This is a genomic window from Faecalibacter bovis, assembly GCF_017948305.1.
In the GTDB taxonomy this organism is placed as follows: Bacteria; Bacteroidota; Bacteroidia; order Flavobacteriales; family Weeksellaceae; genus Empedobacter; species Empedobacter bovis.
In genome coordinates, this window is record NZ_CP072842.1 from 908,355 (window position 1) to 930,847 (window position 22,493).

The 22,493-nt window shown below is 31.7% G+C and carries 24 protein-coding genes and 2 tRNA genes; 12 read left to right on the forward strand and 14 right to left on the reverse strand.

Annotated features, from left to right (window positions below; all coding sequences use genetic code 11):
* Positions 1-109: 109 nt before the first annotated feature.
* The 5 genes from J9309_RS04335 (at position 110) to meaB (ending at position 4,500) form a co-directional block, all read left to right on the forward strand.
* Positions 110-343: a FeoA family protein gene (locus J9309_RS04335; protein WP_230477321.1), complete on the forward strand. Its 234-nt coding sequence runs from the start codon at positions 110-112 to the stop codon at positions 341-343.
* Positions 343-2,442: a ferrous iron transport protein B gene (gene feoB, locus J9309_RS04340; RefSeq protein ID WP_230477322.1), complete on the forward strand. Its 2,100-nt coding sequence runs from the start codon at positions 343-345 to the stop codon at positions 2,440-2,442. Before J9309_RS04335 ends, feoB begins: the two co-directional genes overlap by 1 nt.
* A 6-nt stretch (positions 2,443-2,448) precedes the next feature.
* A complete protein-coding gene (locus tag J9309_RS04345; RefSeq protein WP_230477323.1) occupies positions 2,449-2,613 on the forward strand; it encodes a FeoB-associated Cys-rich membrane protein in 165 nt (54 codons plus the stop codon).
* Positions 2,614-2,761: 148 nt separating this feature from the next.
* Positions 2,762-3,484 carry a helix-turn-helix domain-containing protein gene (locus tag J9309_RS04350; RefSeq protein WP_230477324.1) on the forward strand — a complete coding sequence of 241 codons (723 nt, stop codon included), beginning with the start codon at positions 2,762-2,764 and terminating at the stop codon, positions 3,482-3,484.
* A 65-nt stretch (positions 3,485-3,549) separates the two neighbouring features.
* Positions 3,550-4,500 (forward strand): methylmalonyl Co-A mutase-associated GTPase MeaB, encoded by a 951-nt coding sequence (gene meaB / locus J9309_RS04355; RefSeq protein ID WP_230477325.1) that lies wholly within the window; start codon positions 3,550-3,552, stop codon positions 4,498-4,500.
* A 51-nt stretch (positions 4,501-4,551) separates the two neighbouring features.
* On the opposite strand, the gene J9309_RS04360 is transcribed toward meaB, so the two are convergent.
* The 6 genes from J9309_RS04360 to mutY all read right to left on the reverse strand — a co-directional run bounded on the left by J9309_RS04360 (position 4,552) and on the right by mutY (position 8,415).
* Positions 4,552-4,625 (reverse strand) — tRNA-Asn (locus J9309_RS04360).
* Between the two features lie 55 nt (positions 4,626-4,680).
* Positions 4,681-4,754, reverse strand: a tRNA-Asn gene (locus tag J9309_RS04365).
* A 67-nt stretch (positions 4,755-4,821) separates the two neighbouring features.
* Complete coding sequence (gene rseP, locus J9309_RS04370) at positions 4,822-6,195, reverse strand: RIP metalloprotease RseP (RefSeq protein ID WP_230477326.1); 1,374 nt, start codon at positions 6,193-6,195, stop codon at positions 4,822-4,824.
* A gap of 69 nt (positions 6,196-6,264) precedes the next feature.
* A complete protein-coding gene (gldD, locus tag J9309_RS04375; RefSeq protein WP_230477327.1) occupies positions 6,265-6,870 on the reverse strand; it encodes a gliding motility lipoprotein GldD in 606 nt (201 codons plus the stop codon).
* Positions 6,871-6,895: 25 nt separating this feature from the next.
* Entirely contained in the window at positions 6,896-7,333 is a 438-nt protein-coding gene (locus J9309_RS04380) for a single-stranded DNA-binding protein (RefSeq protein WP_230477328.1), read from the reverse strand.
* A gap of 41 nt (positions 7,334-7,374) precedes the next feature.
* Positions 7,375-8,415, reverse strand: a complete 1,041-nt coding sequence (gene mutY, locus J9309_RS04385) for an A/G-specific adenine glycosylase (RefSeq protein ID WP_230477329.1) — start codon at positions 8,413-8,415, stop codon at positions 7,375-7,377.
* A gap of 84 nt (positions 8,416-8,499) precedes the next feature.
* On the opposite strand from mutY, the gene J9309_RS04390 reads away from it, so the two are divergent.
* Together J9309_RS04390 and J9309_RS04395 are read left to right on the forward strand one after the other, a co-directional pair.
* Positions 8,500-8,796: an HU family DNA-binding protein gene (locus tag J9309_RS04390; protein ID WP_121934437.1), complete on the forward strand. Its 297-nt coding sequence runs from the start codon at positions 8,500-8,502 to the stop codon at positions 8,794-8,796.
* Between the two features lie 210 nt (positions 8,797-9,006).
* Positions 9,007-10,578: an Rne/Rng family ribonuclease gene (locus tag J9309_RS04395; RefSeq protein ID WP_230477330.1), complete on the forward strand. Its 1,572-nt coding sequence runs from the start codon at positions 9,007-9,009 to the stop codon at positions 10,576-10,578.
* 45 nt (positions 10,579-10,623) lie between these two features.
* Here the strand turns inward: J9309_RS04395 and J9309_RS04400 are convergent, their stop codons facing one another.
* Both J9309_RS04400 and J9309_RS04405 read right to left on the reverse strand, forming a co-directional pair.
* A complete protein-coding gene (locus tag J9309_RS04400; RefSeq protein ID WP_230477331.1) occupies positions 10,624-11,334 on the reverse strand; it encodes a GLPGLI family protein in 711 nt (236 codons plus the stop codon).
* 87 nt (positions 11,335-11,421) lie between these two features.
* On the reverse strand, positions 11,422-12,264 hold the full coding sequence (locus tag J9309_RS04405; protein WP_230477332.1) for a siderophore-interacting protein: 843 nt from the start codon (positions 12,262-12,264) through the stop codon (positions 11,422-11,424).
* Positions 12,265-12,417: 153 nt separating this feature from the next.
* Between J9309_RS04405 and J9309_RS04410 the strand changes: the two genes are divergently transcribed.
* Positions 12,418-13,155: a tyrosine-protein phosphatase gene (locus J9309_RS04410; RefSeq protein WP_230477333.1), complete on the forward strand. Its 738-nt coding sequence runs from the start codon at positions 12,418-12,420 to the stop codon at positions 13,153-13,155.
* A gap of 29 nt (positions 13,156-13,184) precedes the next feature.
* Here the strand turns inward: J9309_RS04410 and J9309_RS04415 are convergent, their stop codons facing one another.
* On the reverse strand, positions 13,185-15,146 hold the full coding sequence (locus J9309_RS04415) for a heavy metal translocating P-type ATPase (protein ID WP_230477334.1): 1,962 nt from the start codon (positions 15,144-15,146) through the stop codon (positions 13,185-13,187).
* Positions 15,147-15,207: 61 nt separating this feature from the next.
* Positions 15,208-15,627 carry a Fur family transcriptional regulator gene (locus J9309_RS04420; protein WP_230477335.1) on the reverse strand — a complete coding sequence of 140 codons (420 nt, stop codon included), beginning with the start codon at positions 15,625-15,627 and terminating at the stop codon, positions 15,208-15,210.
* A 103-nt stretch (positions 15,628-15,730) separates the two neighbouring features.
* Here J9309_RS04420 and J9309_RS04425 point away from each other — a divergent pair, with 103 nt between their 5' ends.
* The 3 genes from J9309_RS04425 to J9309_RS04435 are packed head-to-tail and all read left to right on the forward strand — an operon-like array spanning position 15,731 to position 18,543.
* Positions 15,731-16,723: an isoaspartyl peptidase/L-asparaginase family protein gene (locus tag J9309_RS04425; protein WP_230477336.1), complete on the forward strand. Its 993-nt coding sequence runs from the start codon at positions 15,731-15,733 to the stop codon at positions 16,721-16,723.
* Complete coding sequence (locus J9309_RS04430; RefSeq protein ID WP_230477337.1) at positions 16,720-17,388, forward strand: copper homeostasis protein CutC; 669 nt, start codon at positions 16,720-16,722, stop codon at positions 17,386-17,388. The genes J9309_RS04425 and J9309_RS04430 overlap by 4 nt, the downstream gene beginning before the upstream one ends.
* Positions 17,389-17,415: 27 nt before the next feature.
* Positions 17,416-18,543, forward strand: a complete 1,128-nt coding sequence (locus J9309_RS04435; protein ID WP_230477338.1) for a DNA polymerase III subunit — start codon at positions 17,416-17,418, stop codon at positions 18,541-18,543.
* A gap of 40 nt (positions 18,544-18,583) precedes the next feature.
* Here the strand turns inward: J9309_RS04435 and J9309_RS04440 are convergent, their stop codons facing one another.
* The gene (locus J9309_RS04440) at positions 18,584-18,796 is read right to left on the reverse strand and encodes a hypothetical protein (RefSeq protein ID WP_230477339.1); all 213 of its coding nucleotides are present in this window, start codon (positions 18,794-18,796) and stop codon (positions 18,584-18,586) included.
* Between the two features lie 364 nt (positions 18,797-19,160).
* Between J9309_RS04440 and serS the strand changes: the two genes are divergently transcribed.
* Positions 19,161-20,429 (forward strand): serine--tRNA ligase, encoded by a 1,269-nt coding sequence (serS, locus tag J9309_RS04445; RefSeq protein WP_230477340.1) that lies wholly within the window; start codon positions 19,161-19,163, stop codon positions 20,427-20,429.
* A gap of 68 nt (positions 20,430-20,497) precedes the next feature.
* Here the strand turns inward: serS and rfbD are convergent, their stop codons facing one another.
* From rfbD to J9309_RS04460, 3 genes are read right to left on the reverse strand one after another with little or no spacing between them, the layout of a single operon-like run.
* Positions 20,498-21,352, reverse strand: a complete 855-nt coding sequence (rfbD, locus tag J9309_RS04450) for a dTDP-4-dehydrorhamnose reductase (RefSeq protein ID WP_230477341.1) — start codon at positions 21,350-21,352, stop codon at positions 20,498-20,500.
* A gap of 5 nt (positions 21,353-21,357) precedes the next feature.
* A complete protein-coding gene (gene rfbC, locus J9309_RS04455; RefSeq protein WP_230477342.1) occupies positions 21,358-21,915 on the reverse strand; it encodes a dTDP-4-dehydrorhamnose 3,5-epimerase in 558 nt (185 codons plus the stop codon).
* Positions 21,916-21,972: 57 nt separating this feature from the next.
* Complete coding sequence (locus J9309_RS04460; protein ID WP_230477343.1) at positions 21,973-22,488, reverse strand: OmpH family outer membrane protein; 516 nt, start codon at positions 22,486-22,488, stop codon at positions 21,973-21,975.
* Positions 22,489-22,493 lie beyond the last annotated feature (5 nt).

Consider the following 22,493-nt stretch of genomic DNA (forward strand, 5'->3'; position numbering starts at 1 on the left):
ACTTATTGATTTTTATAGTAAAAGATTATGAATTATGATATTTATTGTATTTAGATTAATTAAAAATTAAATAACTTTGTCAAATCAGTATTTTTAACGAAATAAAATAATGAGTAAAACATTAAAAGACTTAAAGGTAGGAGATTTAGCTATCATCAGCGGATTTACTTCTGAAGATGTCCCTGCTAAGTTATATGAAATGGGTTTTATCCCTGGAACTGAGTTACAAGTTAAGAATAAAGCTCCATTTGGAGGTCCAATTTGTATCAGTATAATGAGTAATAAGTCGCTTTTAGCTTTACGTCAGGCTGAAGCAAGTCAAATTTTGATTGAAAAGAAATAATGAGTTCTAATATCATTACGCTAGTCGGAAATCCGAATGTCGGAAAAACATCACTTTTTAATAAATTAACAGGCCTTCGCCAAAAAGTAGGAAACTATGCTGGTGTTACTGTCGAAAAACGAGAAGGAAATGTAGAAAGAAACGGTAAAAAATATCATATTATTGATTTACCAGGAACATATTCTATCTTCCCAAATTCGTTAGACGAAGAAATTGTCTTCCAAACCCTTGGAGATAAAAACAATAAAGAATATCCAAATTTAGCAGTTGTTATTGCTGAACCAAGTAATTTAAAACGCTCTATTTTACTACATTGTCAAGTAAAAGATCTTGGTATTCCTTCAATTTTTGTAATCAATATGAAAGACGAAATTGAAGCGAAAGGTCTTTCTATCGATATTAAAAAATTAGAGGATTTTTTAGAAACTAAAGTGATTTTAACCAATGCTCGTAATGGTGAAGGTATAGAAGAATTGATTTCAAATTTTGAATATCAGCCGGTTCAAAAATCAACAAACTTTAATGTTGGTTCGTTATACGAAAGTGCTGTAAATGATGTAAAATCTACTTTTAATCTTTCTTCAGATTATTTAGCTTGGCTATACTTAGGACAAAAAAATATTAATTTTTTAACTGCTGAACAAAGCGAAAATTTAAATACACTTAAAAAGAAACATAAAATAGTTGAACGTCGTATTCAAGTAAAAGAAACTGTCGATCGTAATCAACAATTAGATGAAATTTTAAGTGAAATTGTAAAATACAATCACAAACAAGAAAAAACACTTACCGAAAAAATAGATAGTGTTATCATGCATCCATTTTTAGGTTATGTAATTTTCTTTGCTCTTTTATTATTAATGTTTCAGGCGGTATACACATGGTCAGGACCATTAATGGATTGGATTGATGGTTTATTTGGAAGCTTACAAGAATTTGCTACTAATACAATTCCAGCTGGTCCAGTATCCGATATTATTTCAGAGGCTATTATTCCAGGAATTGGTGGTATTGTAATTTTCGTTCCTCAAATCGCAATTTTATTCCTTTTCATTTCATTAATGGAAGAAACGGGATACATGAGCCGTGTAGTATATTTAATGGATCGTTGGTTAAAACCTTTTGGTTTAAGTGGAAAATCTGTAGTTCCGTTAATATCTGGGGTTGCATGTGCTGTACCTGCGGTAATGTCGGCTCGTAATATAGAAAACGCGAAAGAACGTATGTTAACAATTTTAGTTACGCCGTTTATGACTTGTGCAGCTCGTTTACCAATTTATATCGTAATTATCGCTTTAGTAATTCCAGATGAAGATTGGTATGGATTTAATCTACAAGGTTTAGCCTTATTCTTAATGTACGTATTAGGTGTTGTTGGAGTTTTATTAAGCGCTATAATCTTAAATTTAATCATCAAAGCGAAACACAAAAGCTTATTAATTTTAGAATTACCTACTTATAAATTACCCGATTGGAAAAATGTTGGTATTAATGTGTGGGAAAAAACGTTAGGTTTCTTACTTGGTGCCGGAAAAATTATCTTCTCTATTTCTATTATTTTATGGGTTTTAGGTTCTTTCGGACCTGGAGAACAATTTAATAATGCAGAAGAAATTGTTACTGCTCATAATCCTAAAATGAATGAAGAGGAATTAGCAAACGAAATTGCTTCTTATAAATTAGAACACTCATATTTAGGAACAATAGGTTCTGTAATCGAGCCTGTTGTAGCACCTTTAGGATATGATTGGAAAATGGGAATTGGATTAATTTCTTCTTTTGCAGCTCGTGAAGTATTCGTGGGAACTATGTCAACAGTTTACAGTCTAGGAGAAGTTGATATCGAAGAAGATGAACAAAAAGGTAAATTATTAGACCGTATGCGTGCAGAAATTAACCGTAATACTGGAGTAGCTGCATATACTTTCGCATCGGGTATTTCCTTATTATTATTCTATGCATTTGCAATGCAATGTATGAGTACAATTGCAATTGTAAAACGTGAAACAGATTCATGGAAATGGACCTTAATTCAAACAGGTTTCATGACAGGATTAGCATACGTCGTAGCATTTATTGCTTATCAAATTTTAAAATAAAAGAAAATGGATAACATTTATATTCAATATGCTTTTATTGCTTTTTTAGTTGGTTTTGCCGTTTGGTATATATTCGGAATGCTGAAAAATACTTTTAAGAAAAAAGACGACGGTAGTTGTGGCTCAAATTGTGGCTGTACAGGTAACTCTGTCAAGAATAAACTAAAATAACAGAAAGCTAAAGGATTTAAGTCCTTTAGCTTTTATTTTTTAGAAAAAATACCTATTTTTATTTCCTTAAATTTCACAACCCAACTCATTCATTATCATTTATATATTTTTTATAAATTACTAAAATTAATATTTTGAATCTTTACTTATGGAAAACCCATTATTTATTATTACTGCCGTTGTTTTAGTGATTATTTTAGCGATTAGTATTTATTTCTTAATTTCTAAAAAGAAAGAAAACCAAGCAGAAAATACTACACAGCCTATTATCGAAGAAAAAGAAGCTACAATTTTTCCAGAAAAAGAGATTGATGTTACTGTTGAAAAAAATTTAGAAATAAGTATTGAGAAAAAAATTGATGATATTCCTGTAGAACAAATCAAGAAAGAAGAAAATAAAACTGAAACTCCTAAAAAGGAAAATCAGAAAATTTCTAAAAACAAAAAATCTTCAACTAAAGAGGTCGATCAACCCAAACTTAATATCAATATTTCATCTAAAACAGAAAAAACATTATTGAAAAAAATAGAAGCTTTTGAAAATTCTAAAGACTTTCTGAAAAAGGATGTGAACTTGAATAATTTGGCCAAACAATTTGATACAAACACAAAATATTTAAGCGAGATTATAAAGAGCTATAAAAATAAGAACTTTAATCAATACTTAAACGAACTAAGAATTCATCATTTAATTGATGAGTTAAATAACAATGAGAAAGTCTTAAATACAAAAGTAAGTTACCTCGCGAGCGATTTTGGATTCAATTCACATAGTTCTTTTTCGACACTTTTTACACAATACGTTGGTCAATCCCCTTCAGAATATATAAAAGCTTTGAAAGAGGCTAAAAAGGAAAAAATTACTGAATAATTTTAGAAACTACTTTCAAATTGGAAGTAGTTTTTTCATTATATTAAACATTCGAATACCACAAAATGGCAAAACAAATAAATACGGAACAACTAATTCAAGATATAAAAGACGGAAATCGATTCGCCTTGAGCCGAGCTATCACATTAGCCGAAAGCACAAGATTAGAACATTTAGAAGCTGCACAAGAAATCATCAAAGCATTTCCTCCTTCAACCAACTCGAAGCGAATTGCCATCACAGGAATTCCCGGCGTAGGTAAAAGTACATTTATCGAATCTTTAGGAAAATATCTAACAAACTTAGGCTCGAAAGTCGCAATACTTGCCATTGACCCAAGTAGTAGTTTATCCAAAGGTAGTATTTTGGGCGATAAAACTAGAATGGAAGAATTAGCTAAAAACGAATTAGCTTACATTCGTCCGAGTGCTTCCAATGGTAGTTTAGGTGGAATCACATCTCGTACCTACGAAGCTATATTATTATGTGAAGCTGCAGGATATGATCATATTTTAATAGAAACAGTAGGTGTTGGACAATCAGAGACGTTAGTAAATCAAATTTCTGATTTATTTCTATTCTTACAATTACCAGGTTCTGGAGACGATTTACAAGGTATAAAACGTGGAATCATGGAAATGGCCGATATTATTTTCGTAAACAAAGTTGATTCTTTTCAGGAAAAATTAGTTAAGGATGCAAAAGTTGATTTAGCACGATCACTTCAATTTTTACCAACAAAAGACTCGAATTGGAAACGTAAAACAATTCTTGGTTCTGGATTAAAAGAAAAAGGAATTACAGAGCTTTGGGAAACCATCTTGTTGTATTTTGAACAAATACACGCAAACGATTATTATCTTCAAAATAGACGTAAACAACAGCTTCTACAAGCCGAATCTTATGTATTAGAGATGATAGAACGTGAAACTAAAGAAAAATTAAAGGAAAAACCATTCAACTATTCGATTCCGAATGCATTTCAAATGGCAAAAGAATGGTTAGAATTAAAATAAATGACAAACAAAAAAGGCTATCATTACTGATAGCCTTTTTATTTTTGATTGCTCCTCCTCTTGGGCTCGAACCAAGGACCCTCTGATTAACAGTCAGATGCTCTAACCAACTGAGCTAAGGAGGAAAATCCAAAATTATTTTAAAGTCTTTGTTTGACTTGGTTTGTTTCACTAAAAAAGCTCCTCCTCTTGGGCTCGAACCAAGGACCCTCTGATTAACAGTCAGATGCTCTAACCAACTGAGCTAAGGAGGAATGTTGCTTAATTGTGGGTGCAAATATAAAAGGATTTTTTACACCCACAAAAAATATTTTAAAAAATTTATCCGAAAATTAAATTTATTATGTCATTTCCGAAGATAAATACCATTAAACCAAGGATTATGAAGATTCCGACCATCTGTGCTTTTTCTAAAACTTTTTCGCTCGGAGCTTTTCCTGTCACCATTTCATAGATTGCAAACACTGCATGTCCACCATCTAAACCTGGAATTGGCAATAAATTAATAAAAGCTAACCAAGCTGAAATCATAGCTGTAAAAGACCAGAAGTTTAACCAGTCCCATTTTTCAGGCATGTGTTTTACCATTCCGATTGGACCAGACACTTGCTTGCGTCCATCTTTTACCTGGAACAATGTTCCGATTCCTCGTACTTGTGTAGCAATAGCATCAAACGGCTTTACGATACCTTGTGCAATACCTTCTCCGATCGAGTAATCTTTACGACCAATCACTGAATCTAAGTATGCTGATTTAGCCTTAATTCCGATTTTTCCATCTTTTCCATCTTTTCCATCTTTTCCATCTTTTCCATCTTTTCCATCTTTTCCATCTTTTCCATCTTTTCCAATCGTAACCATTAATTCTACTGGCTGACCATTTCTTTCAACACTAAAAGGGACTGTTTTTCCTTCATATTCTTCTAATTTCTTAGAGAAATCATTGAAAAAAGGAGTTGTAAATCCATCAATCGCAATAATTTTATCGTCTTTTAAGATTCCTGCTTTATGAGCTGGTGTATCTAAGAAAACTGTATCTACTTCAAATGAAAATTGAGGAACGAAGAATCCTTGTTTATAATTTAAAATTTGAGTTCTGAAATCTTCGTTAATTGGTAAAGAAATTTCTTTTCCTTGACGTGAAATTTCTAAAGTTTCACCTCCTAATAAAGCTTCTTTATCAATTTCTTCTAACGAATTATATTTAATACCGTTAACACCAACAGGAATATCACCAGTTTTTAAACCTAACGCTAATTGAGTTGAATCTACAGCTAAACCATACTTCATTGCTTCAACTTTAGTATAACGCTCTCCGTTTGCAATTAGTAAAACAGAATAAATTATCATAGCTAAAACGATATTAACGAAAATACCACCTAACATAATAATTAATCGTTGCCATGCTGGCTTAGTACGGAATTCCCATGGTTGTGGTTCGCTTTTCATTTGTTCTGTGTCCATGCTTTCGTCAATCATTCCTGATAACTTAACATATCCACCTAATGGTAACCAACCTATTCCGTAAACAGTATCACCAATTTTCTTTTTCCAGATTGCGAATTTCACATCAAAGAAAACAAAGAAACGCTCTACACGAACGCCAAAATATCTTGCTGCTACGAAATGTCCTAACTCGTGTAACATTACTAACAACATTAAACTGAGCATTAACTGCCCGATTTGTACTAACATATTATTTTAAAAATTAGTTGCTTTATTATATTGATTACAAAAATAATCGTTTTTAGTAATCAAATACTTTTATTTTCGCCAAGTTAAAGATTCAATCAAATGCTGTACATCTTTTTTAATGTATTCAACAGCTGGTGCTAAAGAATCTGCTTTTGGTTCTGATGAAAAATAAACTGAACCTGAAATAAAATTGCTTACACTATCTGTAGCATGAAATTGAAGGTTGATTGCCGACTCTCCACCTAATTCGTACAATGTTCCAAACACTCGTTTTTCTGGAAATTCAAACATTTGTGGAGAAATAAAACTTGCTTTTACAGTTTGTTTCTGAACAAAAGCTTCACTTTCTTTAATTTTAACAATTAAATCTTGTTTAGAATTCACCGGAAAATAGGTCAAGAAAATATTTGCTTTCATTTCAGGATAATAAACAATATACCAATTTGGTTGCTTTCCTTGTTTTATTTGTCCAAAATCTGAATAATCAAACGTATACGGTGCGTTTTGATTAAATTTTACATATTTCGCTGTCGGATATTCTAATCGTACTTGGCCTAGAGGTTTTACTACCTCTGAATTATCCGAACATGACATAAAAAAAATAGCACTAATACATAATGCTACTATACATAAGACTTTGTTTACGAGCTTTCGCTTCAGTAAATTATAATTCATTCTACTTTATTTCTACTACATTTTTTTAGAACGGTAAATCATCCTCACCTTCTCCCATAGAAGTTGGAGTTGACGGCGTTTCATTGTTTACCTGTTCTGGTTGATTTGTTGTTGATCTTTGATCTGAATCTGTTTTTGGTGTTAAAAATTCTATTGAATTTGCTACAATTTCAGTTGTGTAACGAGTTTGTCCATTATCGTCCCATTTACGTGTTTTAATACGTCCTTCAACAAATACTTTATCTCCTTTTTTTAGGTAACGCTCACACAATTCGGCTAATTTATTACGCGTTGTAATATTGTGCCATTCAGTTTCTGTAATACGTTCCCCTGTACGAGAAATGTAAGATTCTGTTGTTGCGATTGGAAAACGACCTATACAATTTTGCTCATCAAAATGATGCAATTTAACATCATCTCCTAAATTTCCAATTAAGATTACTTTGTTGGTTGTACCGTTCATAGCTTTTCGTGGTTTTGATTACGTGGCTTTAATATACAAAATTAATCTAAAAAATGATAATTTATAAAATTTTCAATTGGTTTTGGAAGTGGATAATTTTCTATTTCATTTAAATTTATCCATTCAAAATCAGATAAGTTACGCAAATGCTCAATTTTAGACACATTTGGAATATAACGATAATACTTGATGAATAAATTTTGATGCGATAAAATGTGTTTTTCTTCAGAAATAAAGCTCAAATCCAAATGGATATTTTGATGAATCAGATCTTCATTATCCAACAAATCAGTCGTTGTTTCTATCATTGGTAACGTAAATAGATTTCTCCAAACATCATTTCCTTCACGCTTCACTAAACCAATTTCATTTCCGTTCTGAACCAAAATAAAATGTAAAAAACGATTGGAAACTTTTACTTTTTTCGTTTTAATCGGTAATTCTTGCACTTTATTTAATCGTAACGCTTCACAAGATTCATTTAAAGGACAAATGTCACACTTTGCAGCCTTCGGCAAACAAATTGTTGCACCTAAATCCATCACTGCTTGATTAAAATCTCCTGGACGTTTTTCATCAATTACTTCAATTCCCAAATCCCAAAAAACTTTTTTAGTTTTAGCTAATGAAATGTCATCTTCTACATTAAAATATCTAGAAAAAACACGAAACATATTTCCATCTACCGCTGGGACAGGTTCATTATATACGATAGAAGCGATTGCAGCAGCAGTATAATCCCCAATTCCTTTTAATTTTTTTAATTCTTTAAAAGTGTCCGGAAATACGCCATTTAGCTCATTTGAAACAAATTGAGCAGTAAAATGTAAATTTCTTGCACGAGAATAATATCCTAATCCTTGCCATAGCTTTAAAACCTTTTGTTCATCCGCTTTTGCAAGGTCATTTACCGTGTCAAATTCCGTTATGAAATTAAGATAAAAATTCTTACCTTGCTCAACTCTTGTTTGTTGTAAGATAATTTCTGATAACCAAATATGGAAGGGATTTCGAGTATTGCGCCAAGGTAATTCTCTCTTATTTTTGTCAAACCAAGACAAAATCAGGTAGTTGAATTTCATAAAATCTACTAAAATGCTTTTTTTGTTAAGATGTAATAGTTATATTTGCACCCGCTTTCAAATTTAAGAATAAGAAAAGGAATTATGACAAAGGCAGAAATAGTAAATAACATTTCAGGTAAGTTAGGACTTGAAAAGAGCGACACTCAGAGAGTAGTAGAATCGTTTATGGATGAGGTGATCAAATCTTTAGTTAATGGTGAAAATGTTTACTTAAGAGGATTTGGTTCTTTTACTATTAAAACGAGAGCTGAAAAAACAGGTAGAAACATCACTAAAGGTACTTCTATCATTATCCCTGCTCATAACGTACCTACTTTCAAACCAGCAAAAACTTTCATCGAAGATGTAAAGTCTAGCGAAGCAAACGTAGTAAAATAACAAGTAAAATAATTGTATCATGCCAAGCGGAAAAAAACGTAAAAGACATAAGGTAGCGACGCACAAACGTAAAAAACGTCGTCGTCTTAACAGACACAAAAAGAAAAAATAATTAACAGTTAACTGTTATAAATTTAATCTTTTTGAAAATAGCACTTTTCAACTCAGGTTTTGGAAAGTGCTTTTATCATTTTTAAAAGTTAATTTTTGATGAGCAAAGAACTAGTTATATCGGCGCAAGAAGATCAAGTACGCATTGCAGTACTTGACGAAGGTCGTTTGATGGAATTTCATCAAGATTCTTCGAACGATGGATTTGCTGTTGGTGACATTTACTTGGGAAAAATCAAAAAATTAGCTCCTAGCCTAAATGCAACTTTTGTAGATATTGGTTATTCGAAAGATGCCTTTTTACATTATCATGATTTAGGTCCACAAATACGTTCATCGAATACATTTGCTAAAACAGTTGTAAACGGAACGTATAAAACAGATAAACTGAAGAACTTCCGTATGGAGGAACCGATTGAAAAAGATGGATTAATATCTGAAATCTTTGCTCCAGGTGACTCAGTTTTGGTTCAAATTACAAAAGAACCAATCCACACGAAAGGTCCTAGAATTACATCTGAAATATCTATTGCAGGTAGATATTTGGTACTTGTACCATTTTCTAACAGAGTATCAATCTCTCAGAAAATAAAATCAAAACCAGAGAGAGAACGTTTAACAAATATTCTTGAAGGACTTACTCCTGAAGGTTTTGGAATTATTATTCGAACAGTTGCTGAACAAAAAAATGTAGACGAATTACAAGCTGATTTAAGTTATTTAATTAATAAATGGACTCAAATCTTTAAAAATCTACAAAAGAAAAAAGCACCTAGTAAAATTTTAAGTGAGATGGATCGTGCTTCTTCTATCTTAAGAGATAATTTTAATGATGAATTCGTTAAAATCTCGGTAGATGATGTACAATTAGCTGAGGAAATGCGCGAATACTTAGAAGTAATTGCACCGGAAAAAATCAGTTTGGTAAAGGAATATGACGATCCTTATGTTCCAATTTTTGAGAAGTTTAATGTTGAACGTCAAATTAAACAAGCTTTTGGAAAAACGGTTACAATACCGCAATCAAAAGGTGCTTATTTGGTGATTGAACATACAGAAGCTTTACACGTAGTTGATGTAAACTCTGGAAACATCTCTAGAAATTCAAAAAACCAAGAAGAATCTGCCTTTGCAGTAAATAAAATTGCTGCTTCTGAAATTGCACGACAATTGAAATTGCGTGACATGGGTGGAATCGTTGTTGTGGATTTTATTGATATGACAGATGCCGAACATAAGAAAGAATTGTTCGAACATTTGAGAGCTGAAATGGCAAAAGACAAAGCAAAACATAAGATTTTGCCTCCAAGTAAATTTGGATTAATTCAAATCACAAGACAAAGAGTAAGACCAGAAATTAACTTTGTTACCACAGAAGAAAATCCAAACCAGGAATCGAATGAAGTTGAGGCACCTATCGTTACAATTGACAAGATTGAACAAGTGCTCTTGAATATCCTTGAACGTAAAGACAAAGATTTGACTAAAATGTCTTTGCATGTACATCCCTTCGTAGCGGCGTACTTAAAAAATGGATTACCAAGCATTCAGATGAAATGGTTATTTAAACACAAAAAGTGGATTAAGATTGTACCAAGAGATGCGTATAAATATTTACAATTCAATTTCTTGGATAAGAATCATAACACACTTTACAACGAATCAAATTAAAAAAAGCCACTCAATCGAGTGGCTTTTTTTTATATAGCTCTTAATTTAATCTTTATCAATTCCTGTATTCCCGTAGGCTTCTTGTAATCGTTTATCATATTCTGCACGAAATGATTTATATTCCTCTGCGGTTGTCGGTTTTCCCTTAGTTGGGACATTAAATTTAACCTCATTATCAATTGTTAGTTGATCTATCTTATAATGTGTGTAATTATCTGGTTTTTCTATATGAATTATCTTTGCTTCTAATACTAAGCCTGGTAAGCCATATGCATCATCAGGACCACATTTTGATTTTATATCAGTAGAATACCAAACTTCATAAAGAAAATCTTGATGTTTATAAGTCGCTTTTTTTGCATTATAACCATTAATTTTCTTTGTTTCTCTAGTAATTATCCATTCGAAAGGTTTAATTTGATTAGAAATTAAAAATATTTTTCCATCAATATCTTTAGAAACTATCATTTCATTTTTTGTGAAATCTAAATATGATTCTAAATCTTTTTCAGCGCCAATTATACTCATTTGTGTTGAACTTTGAGAATTAGAAATCCTATCTATTTCTTTTAATGAACATCGATTATCATCACCCAATAGTTGCAGATAAGATGGTCTAGAAAATTGCTCTTCCATCAATCTATATTGCTCACTGTTGCCATCTAATTTAATGTAGCTACGTTTTTCGTATTCTACCTTAAATTTATCTTGAGCAAATAAGGAAAATGGTAATAATAAAAACAATAATAATCTCATAATCTGAAAGTTAATTATTTCAAAGATAATAAAAAATGCCTTCCGTTTCCGAAAGGCATTCTCCATAAAATGAATAAAATATTGAAATTAAAAAACTTTAGCTATTTCCCTTTGCTCAATTTTATCGTGACATTCCTCTAAACCATTTCTTTCAGCTTTACCAGCTTTCCAGTGCGATGTACAGTAGAATTCTTCTTTTTTCCACTCTAAATCATCTTTAAAGAAAGTTTTAATTTTTTTAATTGATTGTGATTCTCCCGCAACATAAGCAAAACGTTTACCGTCTTTACGTTTAGGATATTTTTGACTTGTAACTAATTTTGCTAAAGCTGTACCTTTTCCTCTTTGTGGATTAATAATCCATTTGAATTCTAAATTTGCTTTAGTTTCTATTTTATGAACATCTTCCTTAGACGGAACCTCAACACAAACTATACCTTTTGTAGATGATGGCAAAGATTCTATAATGACAGAAATAACTGGTAAACCTGTTAAATCAGCAGCTAAACAAACAAAATCGGCTTTTGGAGCTAATTCTTTTTTCTTCGCTTTCATAGAAACACCTATTCTATCACCAATTTGTGCATTTCTTGCCCAACGAGAACCAGGTCCATTATCTCCGTGATCTGCAACATCTACGATTAATTCGTTTTCTTTTGCATCAATTCCTCTTAAGGTATATGTACGTGTAACTGGTTTAAATTTATCAGAAGGTGTGTACCATTTATTTTTTTCCGCATCATATTCAGCAAAGTGAATATCTCGGATTCCTAATGGTGGGAACGATAATTTACACGTTCCTCCTAAAGTTGTTTCTTCAAAAACCAAAACATCATCGCTACCAATGTATAAACGAATTAAATGTGGAGTCACATATTCTTTACGTTTTAAAAAAAATTTCTCTTTAACAATTTTAGTCTTTTCAGCCATCTTTTTATTTAGATTAAATCTAATTCACGACAAATCTAATCTAAATTTAGAATTAATAAAAATAATTTTTATTCACAATTCACATTTAACACAAATTTTAAGTTTTGTATTAATAAATAGCATTAATTTAAGGAGTTAGAACTATTTATTAAGATGAAATTGATGCACGAAAGTAGAATACTACCAATAGAAGGAGGTTATAATTTTAGAGATTTAGGAGGAATAATAACAGGAAATAAGACAATTATAAAATCAAATTACTTAATAAGAACAGATGAATTAAGCAGATTAAATACAAATGATTTAGAATTTTTAGCTGATTTAAATGTAAAAACTGTTGTAGATTTTAGAACGGCTGAGGAAAGAAAATCATCTATTGATCGAGTTCCATCCACTTGTAAGAATGAATTTCATTTAGATATTATGGCGGCTAATATGAATGCCTTTATGCAAAAAATGCAAAGTGGATTGACAGATTATAAACACATGATGCAGCAATTTTATAGCGATTTAGTTTTAGAAGAAAATGCAATGAAAGAGTTTAAAGAATTCTTTTCTATTTTACAAAATAAGGAGAATTGCTCGGTTATTTATCATTGTACAGCCGGAAAAGATCGAACTGGAATTGCAACTGCTTTAATTTTAAAATCGTTGAATGTGGATTGGAATACGATAGAGTCTGATTATTTATTATCGAACCAATTTTTAGAAAAAAAATATGCTGCTTACATCGAACAAAACCCATCTTTAGCTGATATTTTCTTAGTAAACGCTGAATATTTACAAGGTGCTTTTGAAAAAATAGTGGAAAAGTATTACTCAGTTGATGATTATTTGACCGATCATTTGAACGTTGATATCGATTTGATGAAGAAAATATATACGAAATAAAAAAAGCGAGGCAATCCTCGCTTTTTTATTTATATATTAAAATTCATTCGCTGAATTCTTACTGCATTAAGAATAGCTAATAAAGCGACACCAACATCTGCAAATACAGCTTCCCACATGTTAGATAAACCACCAGCTCCTAAAATCATCACAATTCCTTTTACAATAAGAGCCAACAAAATATTCTGAATAACTATTTTTCTGGTTTCTCGTCCAATTTTAATTGCAGTAGCAATTTTATGTGGCTGATCTGTCTGTATTACAACATCAGCCGTTTCAATTGCGGCATCACTTCCTAAACCTCCCATTGCAATTCCTACATCACTTAATGCTAAAACTGGTGCGTCGTTTATTCCATCACCAACAAATGCTACAATTTGATTTGGATCTTTCTTCAATTCGTTCATTTTTTCAACTTTCCCTTCTGGCAATAATCCACCATAAGCTTTTGATAAACCTATTTCTTTGGCTACTTTCTGAGTAATTGAATCTTTATCTCCACTCAACATTACAGTAACGTTAACTCCTAGTTTTTTTAAATCAGAAATTGTTTGTTTTGCATCAGTTTTTAATTCGTCTGCAACTGTAATATAACCCGCGTATTTATTATCAATTGCGACCAAAACTATACTCTCTACAATCTGATCTATTGTTGTTGGATACACGATACCAAAATGTTGCAATAATTTCCCATTTCCGACTAGAATCTCTTTTCCATTCACTTTTCCTTTTAAACCTTTCCCAGCAATTTCCTCTACATTTTCTGCTTTAGAAATTGGTGGATGATGATTGACAATTGCTTTGGCTATTGGATGAGTAGATTGAGATTCTAATGCTGAAACCATAGATAAAAATTCGTTCTGATCTATACCAACAGTTTCAATTTGTTGAACATTAAAAACACCTTTGGTTAAAGTTCCTGTTTTGTCCATCACAACAGCAGTTACTTTACTCATTTGTTCTAAGAAATTAGATCCTTTAAATAAAATCCCATTTCGAGAAGCAGCTCCAATTCCTCCAAAATACCCTAATGGAACAGATATAACTAATGCACATGGACATGAAACAACCAAGAATATTAACCCTCGATACAACCAATCTTTAAAATTGTAATCGTCAACAAAAAGAGCTGGAATAAAGACTAATGCTACTGCTAAAAAGAAAACAATTGGCGTATAAACTTTAGCAAATTTTCTTATAAATAATTCTGTTTTCGCTTTTCGTGAACTCGCTTCTTGAACCATCTGAAGAATCTTTGCAATCGAACTGTCTTCAAACTTTTTTGTCGTTACCATTTCGACTACATTTTCTAAATTAAGCATTCCGGCCAAAACCTGTTCATTTCTTCTATAAACAGAAGGTTTACTTTCTCCAGTTAATGCAGAAGTATTGAAACTACCTTTATCCGATTTCATCGTACCATCAAGTGGGACTTTTTCTCCGACACGAACCTGAATAATTTCACCAATTTGAACTTCCTCTGGATGCACTTCCTTAAAAACTCCATCTCTAAAGACATTGGCTGTATTAGGTCTTACATCTAATAACGCTTTAATGTTACCTTTTGCTTTATTAACAGCAGCATCTTGGAACATTTCGCCTATTGTGTAAAATAACATTACTGCGACTCCCTCAGGATATTCCTGTATAAAAAATGCGCCTAAAGTTGCGATTCCCATCAAAGAAAATTCATTGAAAAAATCTTTTTTTAGAAATAATTCAAAAGCTTGTACCCAAACTGGATAGGCTACCGGAATATAGGCTACAGCAAACCAAATTAAACGTATCCATTCGTTTCCTAAAAACCACTCGGCCTTAATAATATATTGAAAAGTTAATCCTAAGAAGAAAATAACTAAACTAAAAATTAATGTCCATCGGTTGGTTGAATGGTCATGATCGTGATCATTATGATTATTTGAATTGCTTTCGTGAGAATGATTATGAAAATGTTGTTCATCTTCTCCACAACATGTTTTACAATTTGACATATCTTAATCATTTAAATTCAAATCAAATGTACAATTAAGCATATGCAATTGAATTGCAAAGTTATTTTACGCTGCAATGATCACAGATTCCTTTTAAGATAAACGAAGATTGTTCTGCTTGGAAATTTTTAGGAAGTTTAATATCTGGCAAATGTATATTACGCAAACAAAACGTTTGTTCACATTGTGTACAATGAAAATGCGCGTGTGTAAACGCTGTATTACACTTACAATTAGATTCGCAAATGGCATATTTTATAGATCCTGTACCATCTTCAATCGTATGAACAAGCTTCTTTTCTTCAAATTTCTTTAAAGTCCTATAAATCGTTACACGATCAGCCGAATCCAACAAAGTTTCTAAATCAACCAAACTCATTGCAACATCAGATTTAATTAATTGATCCAAAACTAAAAGTCGCATCGCTGTTGGATTTATTTTTCTTTCTTTTAATTGATTCGCTAAAATATCTGCTTCCATTCCTTATCAAACCTAATCTAAAATTACAATTATTTTTTCAATATCAATTGTGTTAAACTATTAATAATATATTTGTTAACAACACATAAACAATAATTTACACATGAACAACAGAAGAAGCTTTCTAAAAAAAATATCAGCCTTAGGGATTTTAGGTATTACGGCTAAATTAGACGCAATTGAATTTTCTAATCTATCCACTTCATCAAAAATAAATAAACCTATTGTTCTATCGACTTGGAATTTCGGAATACAAGCCAATGCCGAAGCTTGGAAAATTTTAGGCAGTAAAGGAAATGCATTGGATGCTGTTGAAAAAGGTGTTCGGTTGGTAGAAGCTGATCCTACTGAACGAAGTGTTGGTTATGGAGGAAGACCAGATCGTGACGGAAAAGTAACATTAGACGCATGTATTATGGATCATCAAGCTAATATTGGCTCTGTTGCAGGATTAGAACAAATTAAACATCCTATAACTGTTGCTCGTAAGGTAATGGAAGATACACCACATGTTATGTTAGTTGGTAATGGAGCGTTGCAATTTGCTTTGGAAAAAGGGTTTAAGAAAGAAAATTTATTAACCGAAGAATCTGAAAAGGAATGGAAAGAATGGTTAAAAGATACTAATTATCAGATGCCTATTAATATCGAAAACCACGATACAATCGGAATGATTGCTTTAGACGAATTTGGAAATCTTTCTGGAGCTTGTACTACAAGTGGAATGGCTTATAAAATGCATGGTCGCGTTGGTGATTCGCCTATTATTGGTGCTGGTTTATATGTTGATAACGAAATTGGTGCTGCAACTGCAACAGGTCATGGAGAGGAAGTGATTCGTATTGCAGGAAGTCATTTGGTTGTGGAATTGATGCGACAAGGGAAACACCCAGAAGATGCTTGTAAAGAAGCTGTTCTTAGAATTATAAAATTGACAGAATTACGTAAGAAGGATTTAAAAAATATTCAAGTAGGATTTATTGCTATTAATAAACAAGGTGAATATGGTTCGTATTGTATTCATCCAGGGTTTAACTTTGCAGTTCACGATCAAAAAGGAAATCGTTTAATTGATGGTAAATCAATCATAAAATGAAAAAAATAGAAATAGCTTGTTTCAACTTAGAATCTGCCTTAGTCGCAGCCATATCTAATGCTGACCGCATAGAATTTTGTGCAGATGCTCATTTAGGTGGAACTACTCCCAAAAAAGAAGATATTAAAACATTAATTTCAAATTCTGATAAAGAATTAATGATTATGATTCGCCCTCGTGGTGGAGATTTTAATTATACTGATGATGAATTTGAACTGATGAAAAATGATATTTTAACATTAAAATCTTTAAAAATTGATGGATTCGTTTTCGGAATTTTGAAAGAAAATAATGAGATTGATTTAGAGCGTAATCAGATTTTAGTTGAGTTAGCAAAACCCTTAAAATGTGCATTTCATCGCGCCTTTGATCGCACATCTGATTTAGAAAATTCTCTTGAACAAGTAATTAACTTAGGCTTTAAAACTATTTTAACTTCTGGATTAAGTTCTAATGTAAATGAAGGCAAACATAATTTGAAAAAATTAGTAGAATTAGCAGGAAATCGTATAGAAATTATGCCAGGAGGCGGATTGCGTTCTTCAAATTTAAAAGAAATCCATTCGATTACCAATGCGAATTACTTCCATTCTTCTGCCTTGGTAGATGATAGTGGAATTTCAAATCTGGAAGAAATTAATCAACTGAAAACTCTCATCAATTAGGTCGAATAAAAATAATATCTTTGGCTTATGCTTTGGGAAAATATTGTAGGACAAACCGAAATTAAAACTAAACTAAAACAATCGATCAAAGATGGTCGTATTAGTCATGCGCAACTATTTTCTGGACCAGAAGGTTCGGGAGCTTTAGCTTTAGCTTTGGCTTATGCACAGGAAGTTTTATGTGGTGATACCGAAAATAATTGTCACATCAAAGTGAATAACCTACAACATCCTGATTTGCATTTTTCATATCCGTTTTCAGCGACTGATTCGGTCAAAAAACCAAATGCAAAACTCTTGATTAATCAATGGAGAAGTTTTATTCAGGAAAATATTTATGGTAATGTAAATGATTGGATGAAACACCTTGGAATAGAGAAAAAACAAGGAGCAATTAATGTAGATGAAGCTGACGAAATTGTAAAAACGCTAGCTTTAAATTCGTATGAAGGTGGATATAAAATTATGATCATTTGGATGCCAGAACTGATGAATACAGCTGCGGCAAATAAATTATTAAAAATTATAGAAGAACCACCTCAAAATACGCTTTTCTTATTAGTTTGTGAGCGTGAAGATTTGGTTTTACCTACAATAACATCACGATGTCAATTGGTTAAAATTCCGAAAATTGAAAATCAAGATGTGGAAAATTTCTTAATTCAGAAAGAAAATTTTGGTCAAGAAAAGGCAAAACATTTAGCTTTTTTATCAAACGGTAATCTGCGTGAAGCATTTACATTGATGCAAAACTCAAACAAAATTTTTGATAGTTATTTTGTTACTTGGGTTAGAAAAGCATTTATGGCCGCTAAAACACCTGTTGTTTTAAAGGATTTAATTGATTGGTCGAACGAAATATCAACATGGTCACGAGACGAACAAAAGAATTTCTTGAATTATTGTAGCGAAATTTTTCGTCAAGCATTATTAAAATCTTACCAAGTGAATGATTTAGTCAATGTTCAGATTCAAGTTGAAGGTTTTAAATGGGAAGGATTTGCACAATTCATTCACGGAGCAAACATTGAAGAGATATTGGATGAAATCAACGAAGCGTCTTACCATATTGAACGAAATGGAAACGCTAAATTTATTTTACTTGATCTATCAATCAAACTAACACGATTATTACATCGCAAAGCGACTGCATAAAAAAAGCCACTCTTTAAGGAGTGGCTTTTTTATTTATATTTTATTGTGCTTCAACTGGAGCTGCTGGTGCAACAGAATCTTCTGCAATTACAGAATCTACAACTGGTGCATCAACTACTGTAGAATCTACAACTGTTGTTACAGTATCAACAACTACAGTATCTTCAACAACAACTTCTGTTTTTTTATCGTTACCACAAGATGTTAATAATAATCCTGTTACTGCGAATGAAGCGAAAACTAATTTTTTCATATTGATTTGTTTTATATTTTACTATTTGAATACTTTTCAAAATTAACTGATAATCAATTATTTAAAATGTAAAATCAATGAAATATAATTGTAACAATATTTCAGTTAATTATAAAATATAAGATACTGATATTTAAATACTTATGTATTAAGCTGAAATAGATTACTAATTTTTTGTAAAACTAAATAGTTGATTAATTTATCAAAAGAAGAAATAATTTTGAAAAAATATATTGATCATAAAACTCAATTTTAGGCAAAAACAATCAAATTTATAATCGTTCAAACTTAAACTTGTCTTGAAAGTCTGTATTGAAACAATTAATTCTTATTACATTTGTGAGGTATAAAATAAATTATAGATATGCTTGTAGTTTCTTACATTCAAGAAAACAAAGAAAAAGTAATTGAAGGATTAAAAAAACGTAACTTCAAGAACTTAGAGATTGTTGACGAAGTGTTAAATGTTGACGAACTTCGTCGTAAAACACAATTTGAATTAGATAATGTATTAGCAGAATCCAACAAATTAGCGAAAGAAGTAGGTAATTTGTTTAAGCAAGGTAAAGCGGAGGAAGCAAATGTATTAAAAGAAAAATCGGTTGAATTAAAATCTTCTTCCAAAGAACTACAGGATATTTTATCGAAATACGAAGAGTCTTTAAAAGAATTATTATACCAAATTCCTAATATCCCACACGAAAGCGTAAAAGCTGGAAAAGATGCGGATGATAATGAAACAATTTTTGAACATGGAGTTCCAACTCCTAAACCACAAAATTTACCTCATTGGGAAGTTGCTAAAAAATACGATTTAATTGATTTTGAATTAGGTGTTAAAATTACTGGTGCTGGTTTCCCTGTTTACAAAGGAAAAGGAGCTCGTTTACAACGTGCTTTAGCGCAATTCTTTTTAGATTGTAATGCTGACGCTGGATATGACGAAATTGTTCCTCCATTCGTAGTAAATGAGGCTTCTGGTTATGGTACAGGACAGTTACCTGATAAAGAAGGTCAAATGTACTATGTTAATGAAGACGATTTATATTTAATTCCAACTGCTGAAGTTCCGGTAACAAATATTTACCGTGATGTTATTATCAAAGCGGAAGATTTACCAATTTGTAATACTGCATATTCTCCATGTTTCCGCCGCGAAGCTGGATCTTATGGAAAAGATGTTCGTGGATTAAATCGTTTACACCAATTTGAAAAAGTTGAAATTGTTCGTATCGAAAAACCTGAAAATTCTTACGAAGCGTTAGAAGGAATGGTAGATCACGTAAAATCAATTTTAGAAAAATTAGAATTACCATACCGTATTTTAAGATTATGTGGTGGTGACGCAGGATTTACATCTGCCTTAACTTACGATTTCGAAGTTTTCTCTGAAGCGCAAGAAAAATGGTTAGAAGTTTCTTCTGTTTCTAACTTTGAAACTTTCCAAGCGAATCGTTTAAAATTACGTTATAAAGACGAAAACGGAACTCAATTAGCACATACATTAAATGGTTCTGCTTTAGCTTTACCTCGTATTTTAGCTTCTATTTTAGAGAATCACCAACAAGCAGACGGATCTATTCGTATTCCTGAAGCATTACGTCCTTACACACGTTTTGACGTTATCAACTAAAATTATCAATTCATATAACAATAAAAAATCCTCGCAACTGCGAGGATTTTTTTTATTTATCTATAATTTTAAACCATTGCTTTTAACTCTTTTGCTAAGCTTTCTTCCCAATTCGGAATTTCGATATTATACGTTTCCTTAATTTTAGTTTTGTCTAATAAACTATATGCAGGTCGCTTTGCTGGCGTAGGATAATCAGTCGTCGGAATTGGATTAATCTTGATTGATGAATTAGTTAATTCTTTAATCTTAGTGGCAAAATCAAACCAAGAACATTCACCTTCGTTCGAGTAATTATAGATGCCGTATGTTAATTCATCTTTTGATAAAATTTGAGCAATTGCATCTGCTAAATCTACTGCATTGGTTGGGGAACCTATTTGATCATTAATTACTCCGATTTCTTCCTTCTCATTAAACAACCAAAGCATCGTTTTAACAAAGTTTTTTGCGTATTTAGAATAAACCCAAGCCGTACGAATAATTATTGTCTTAGGATTGTTTTCTAAGGCTAAATTTTCACCTTCCAACTTAGTCAATCCATACACTCCAATAGGATTTACTTGATCAGACTCTAATCGTGGCGTTGAAATTGTACCATCAAAAACATAATCTGTAGAAATATGAATAAATGGTATATCAGCTTTAGCTGTAGCTTCTGCTAAATTTTTAGTTGCTGTTGCATTTACTAATCGTGCGTTTTCAATATCTGATTCCGCCAAATCTACCGCTGTATAAGCTGCACAATTAACCACAGCATCAAATTTATTGTTGTCAAAATAAGAAATTACCATTTCATTGTTAGTAATATCTAATTCTGCTCTTGAAACAAATTCAAAAGCTAATTGATTATAATTTTCTGAAATTTCTCTTATTGATTGACCTAATTGACCGTTTGCTCCAGTAACTAAAATTCTTTTCATGCAGATTACTTTAAATTTTTAGCTTTAAAATTCGCAAATGACTGCGCTTCTTTATCCTTATCTGATAATAACATTTTTTCAGCAGGAATTTGCCAATCGATATTTAAATCTGCATCGATAGGATTAACTCCATCTTCAGATTCTTTATTATAACCGTTATCGCATTTATAAAAGAATACAGCTGTATCACTAATTACTGAAAAACCATGTAAAAATCCACGCGGAATAAATAATTGTCTTTTATTGTCTGCAGATAATTCTACCGCCACAGCTTCTCCGTAAGTTGGCGAATCAGGACGTACATCTACTGCCACATCAATTACTGCACCTTCAACAACACGAACTAATTTCGCTTGTGAATGCTCGCCAGCTTGCATGTGCAATCCTCTAATAACACCGTAAGAAGATTTTGATTGATTATCTTGTACAAAAGTTGGTTTATAACCTAGAATTTGTTCCATTTTATTCTCATTATAAGATTCGAAAAAATATCCTCTTTCGTCCTCAAAAACAGATGGTTCTAATATAAAACAACCTTTTAATTTAGTTTCAATTGCGTTCATGTGATATAATAAAAAAAGCCACTAATAATAGTGGCTTAAAGATATTTAAAATATGGATTATAATCCTAATTCTTTTTTAACATCGTTGAATAAATCGTATCCTCCGTTTTTGTAGATTGTAACACCTGCTGGTAATACGTATTTAATTCCTTTTTTAGTAGCAGCTGCAGCAATTGCATCATTTACTCTTTTCTCGATTGGATCAAATAATGCTTTTTCTTTATTTACCATTTCTTCTTGAGCAGCTTGACGGTACGCTTGGAATTTTTGTTGTAACTCTTGATCTTTCTCTTGGTATTTATTAGCTACCATGATTTTTTGAGCTTCCTCTTGAGATTTTCCAGCTAATTGAGCTTGAGCACCTTCCATGAAAGTTTTGTATTCCGCTTCTAAAGAAGCAATTTTATCTTGGTGTTTTTTACCTAAAGCTTCTAAATCAGCCTCAGCTTTTTTGTAAGCTGGTAAAGCTTCTAAAACAGCTTGAGTATCAATGTGAGCGATATCTTGAGCGAAAGAAATTACACTTCCGAAAACCATCATTGCGAAAAACGCTATTGCTTTTAATTGTTTCATTTTAA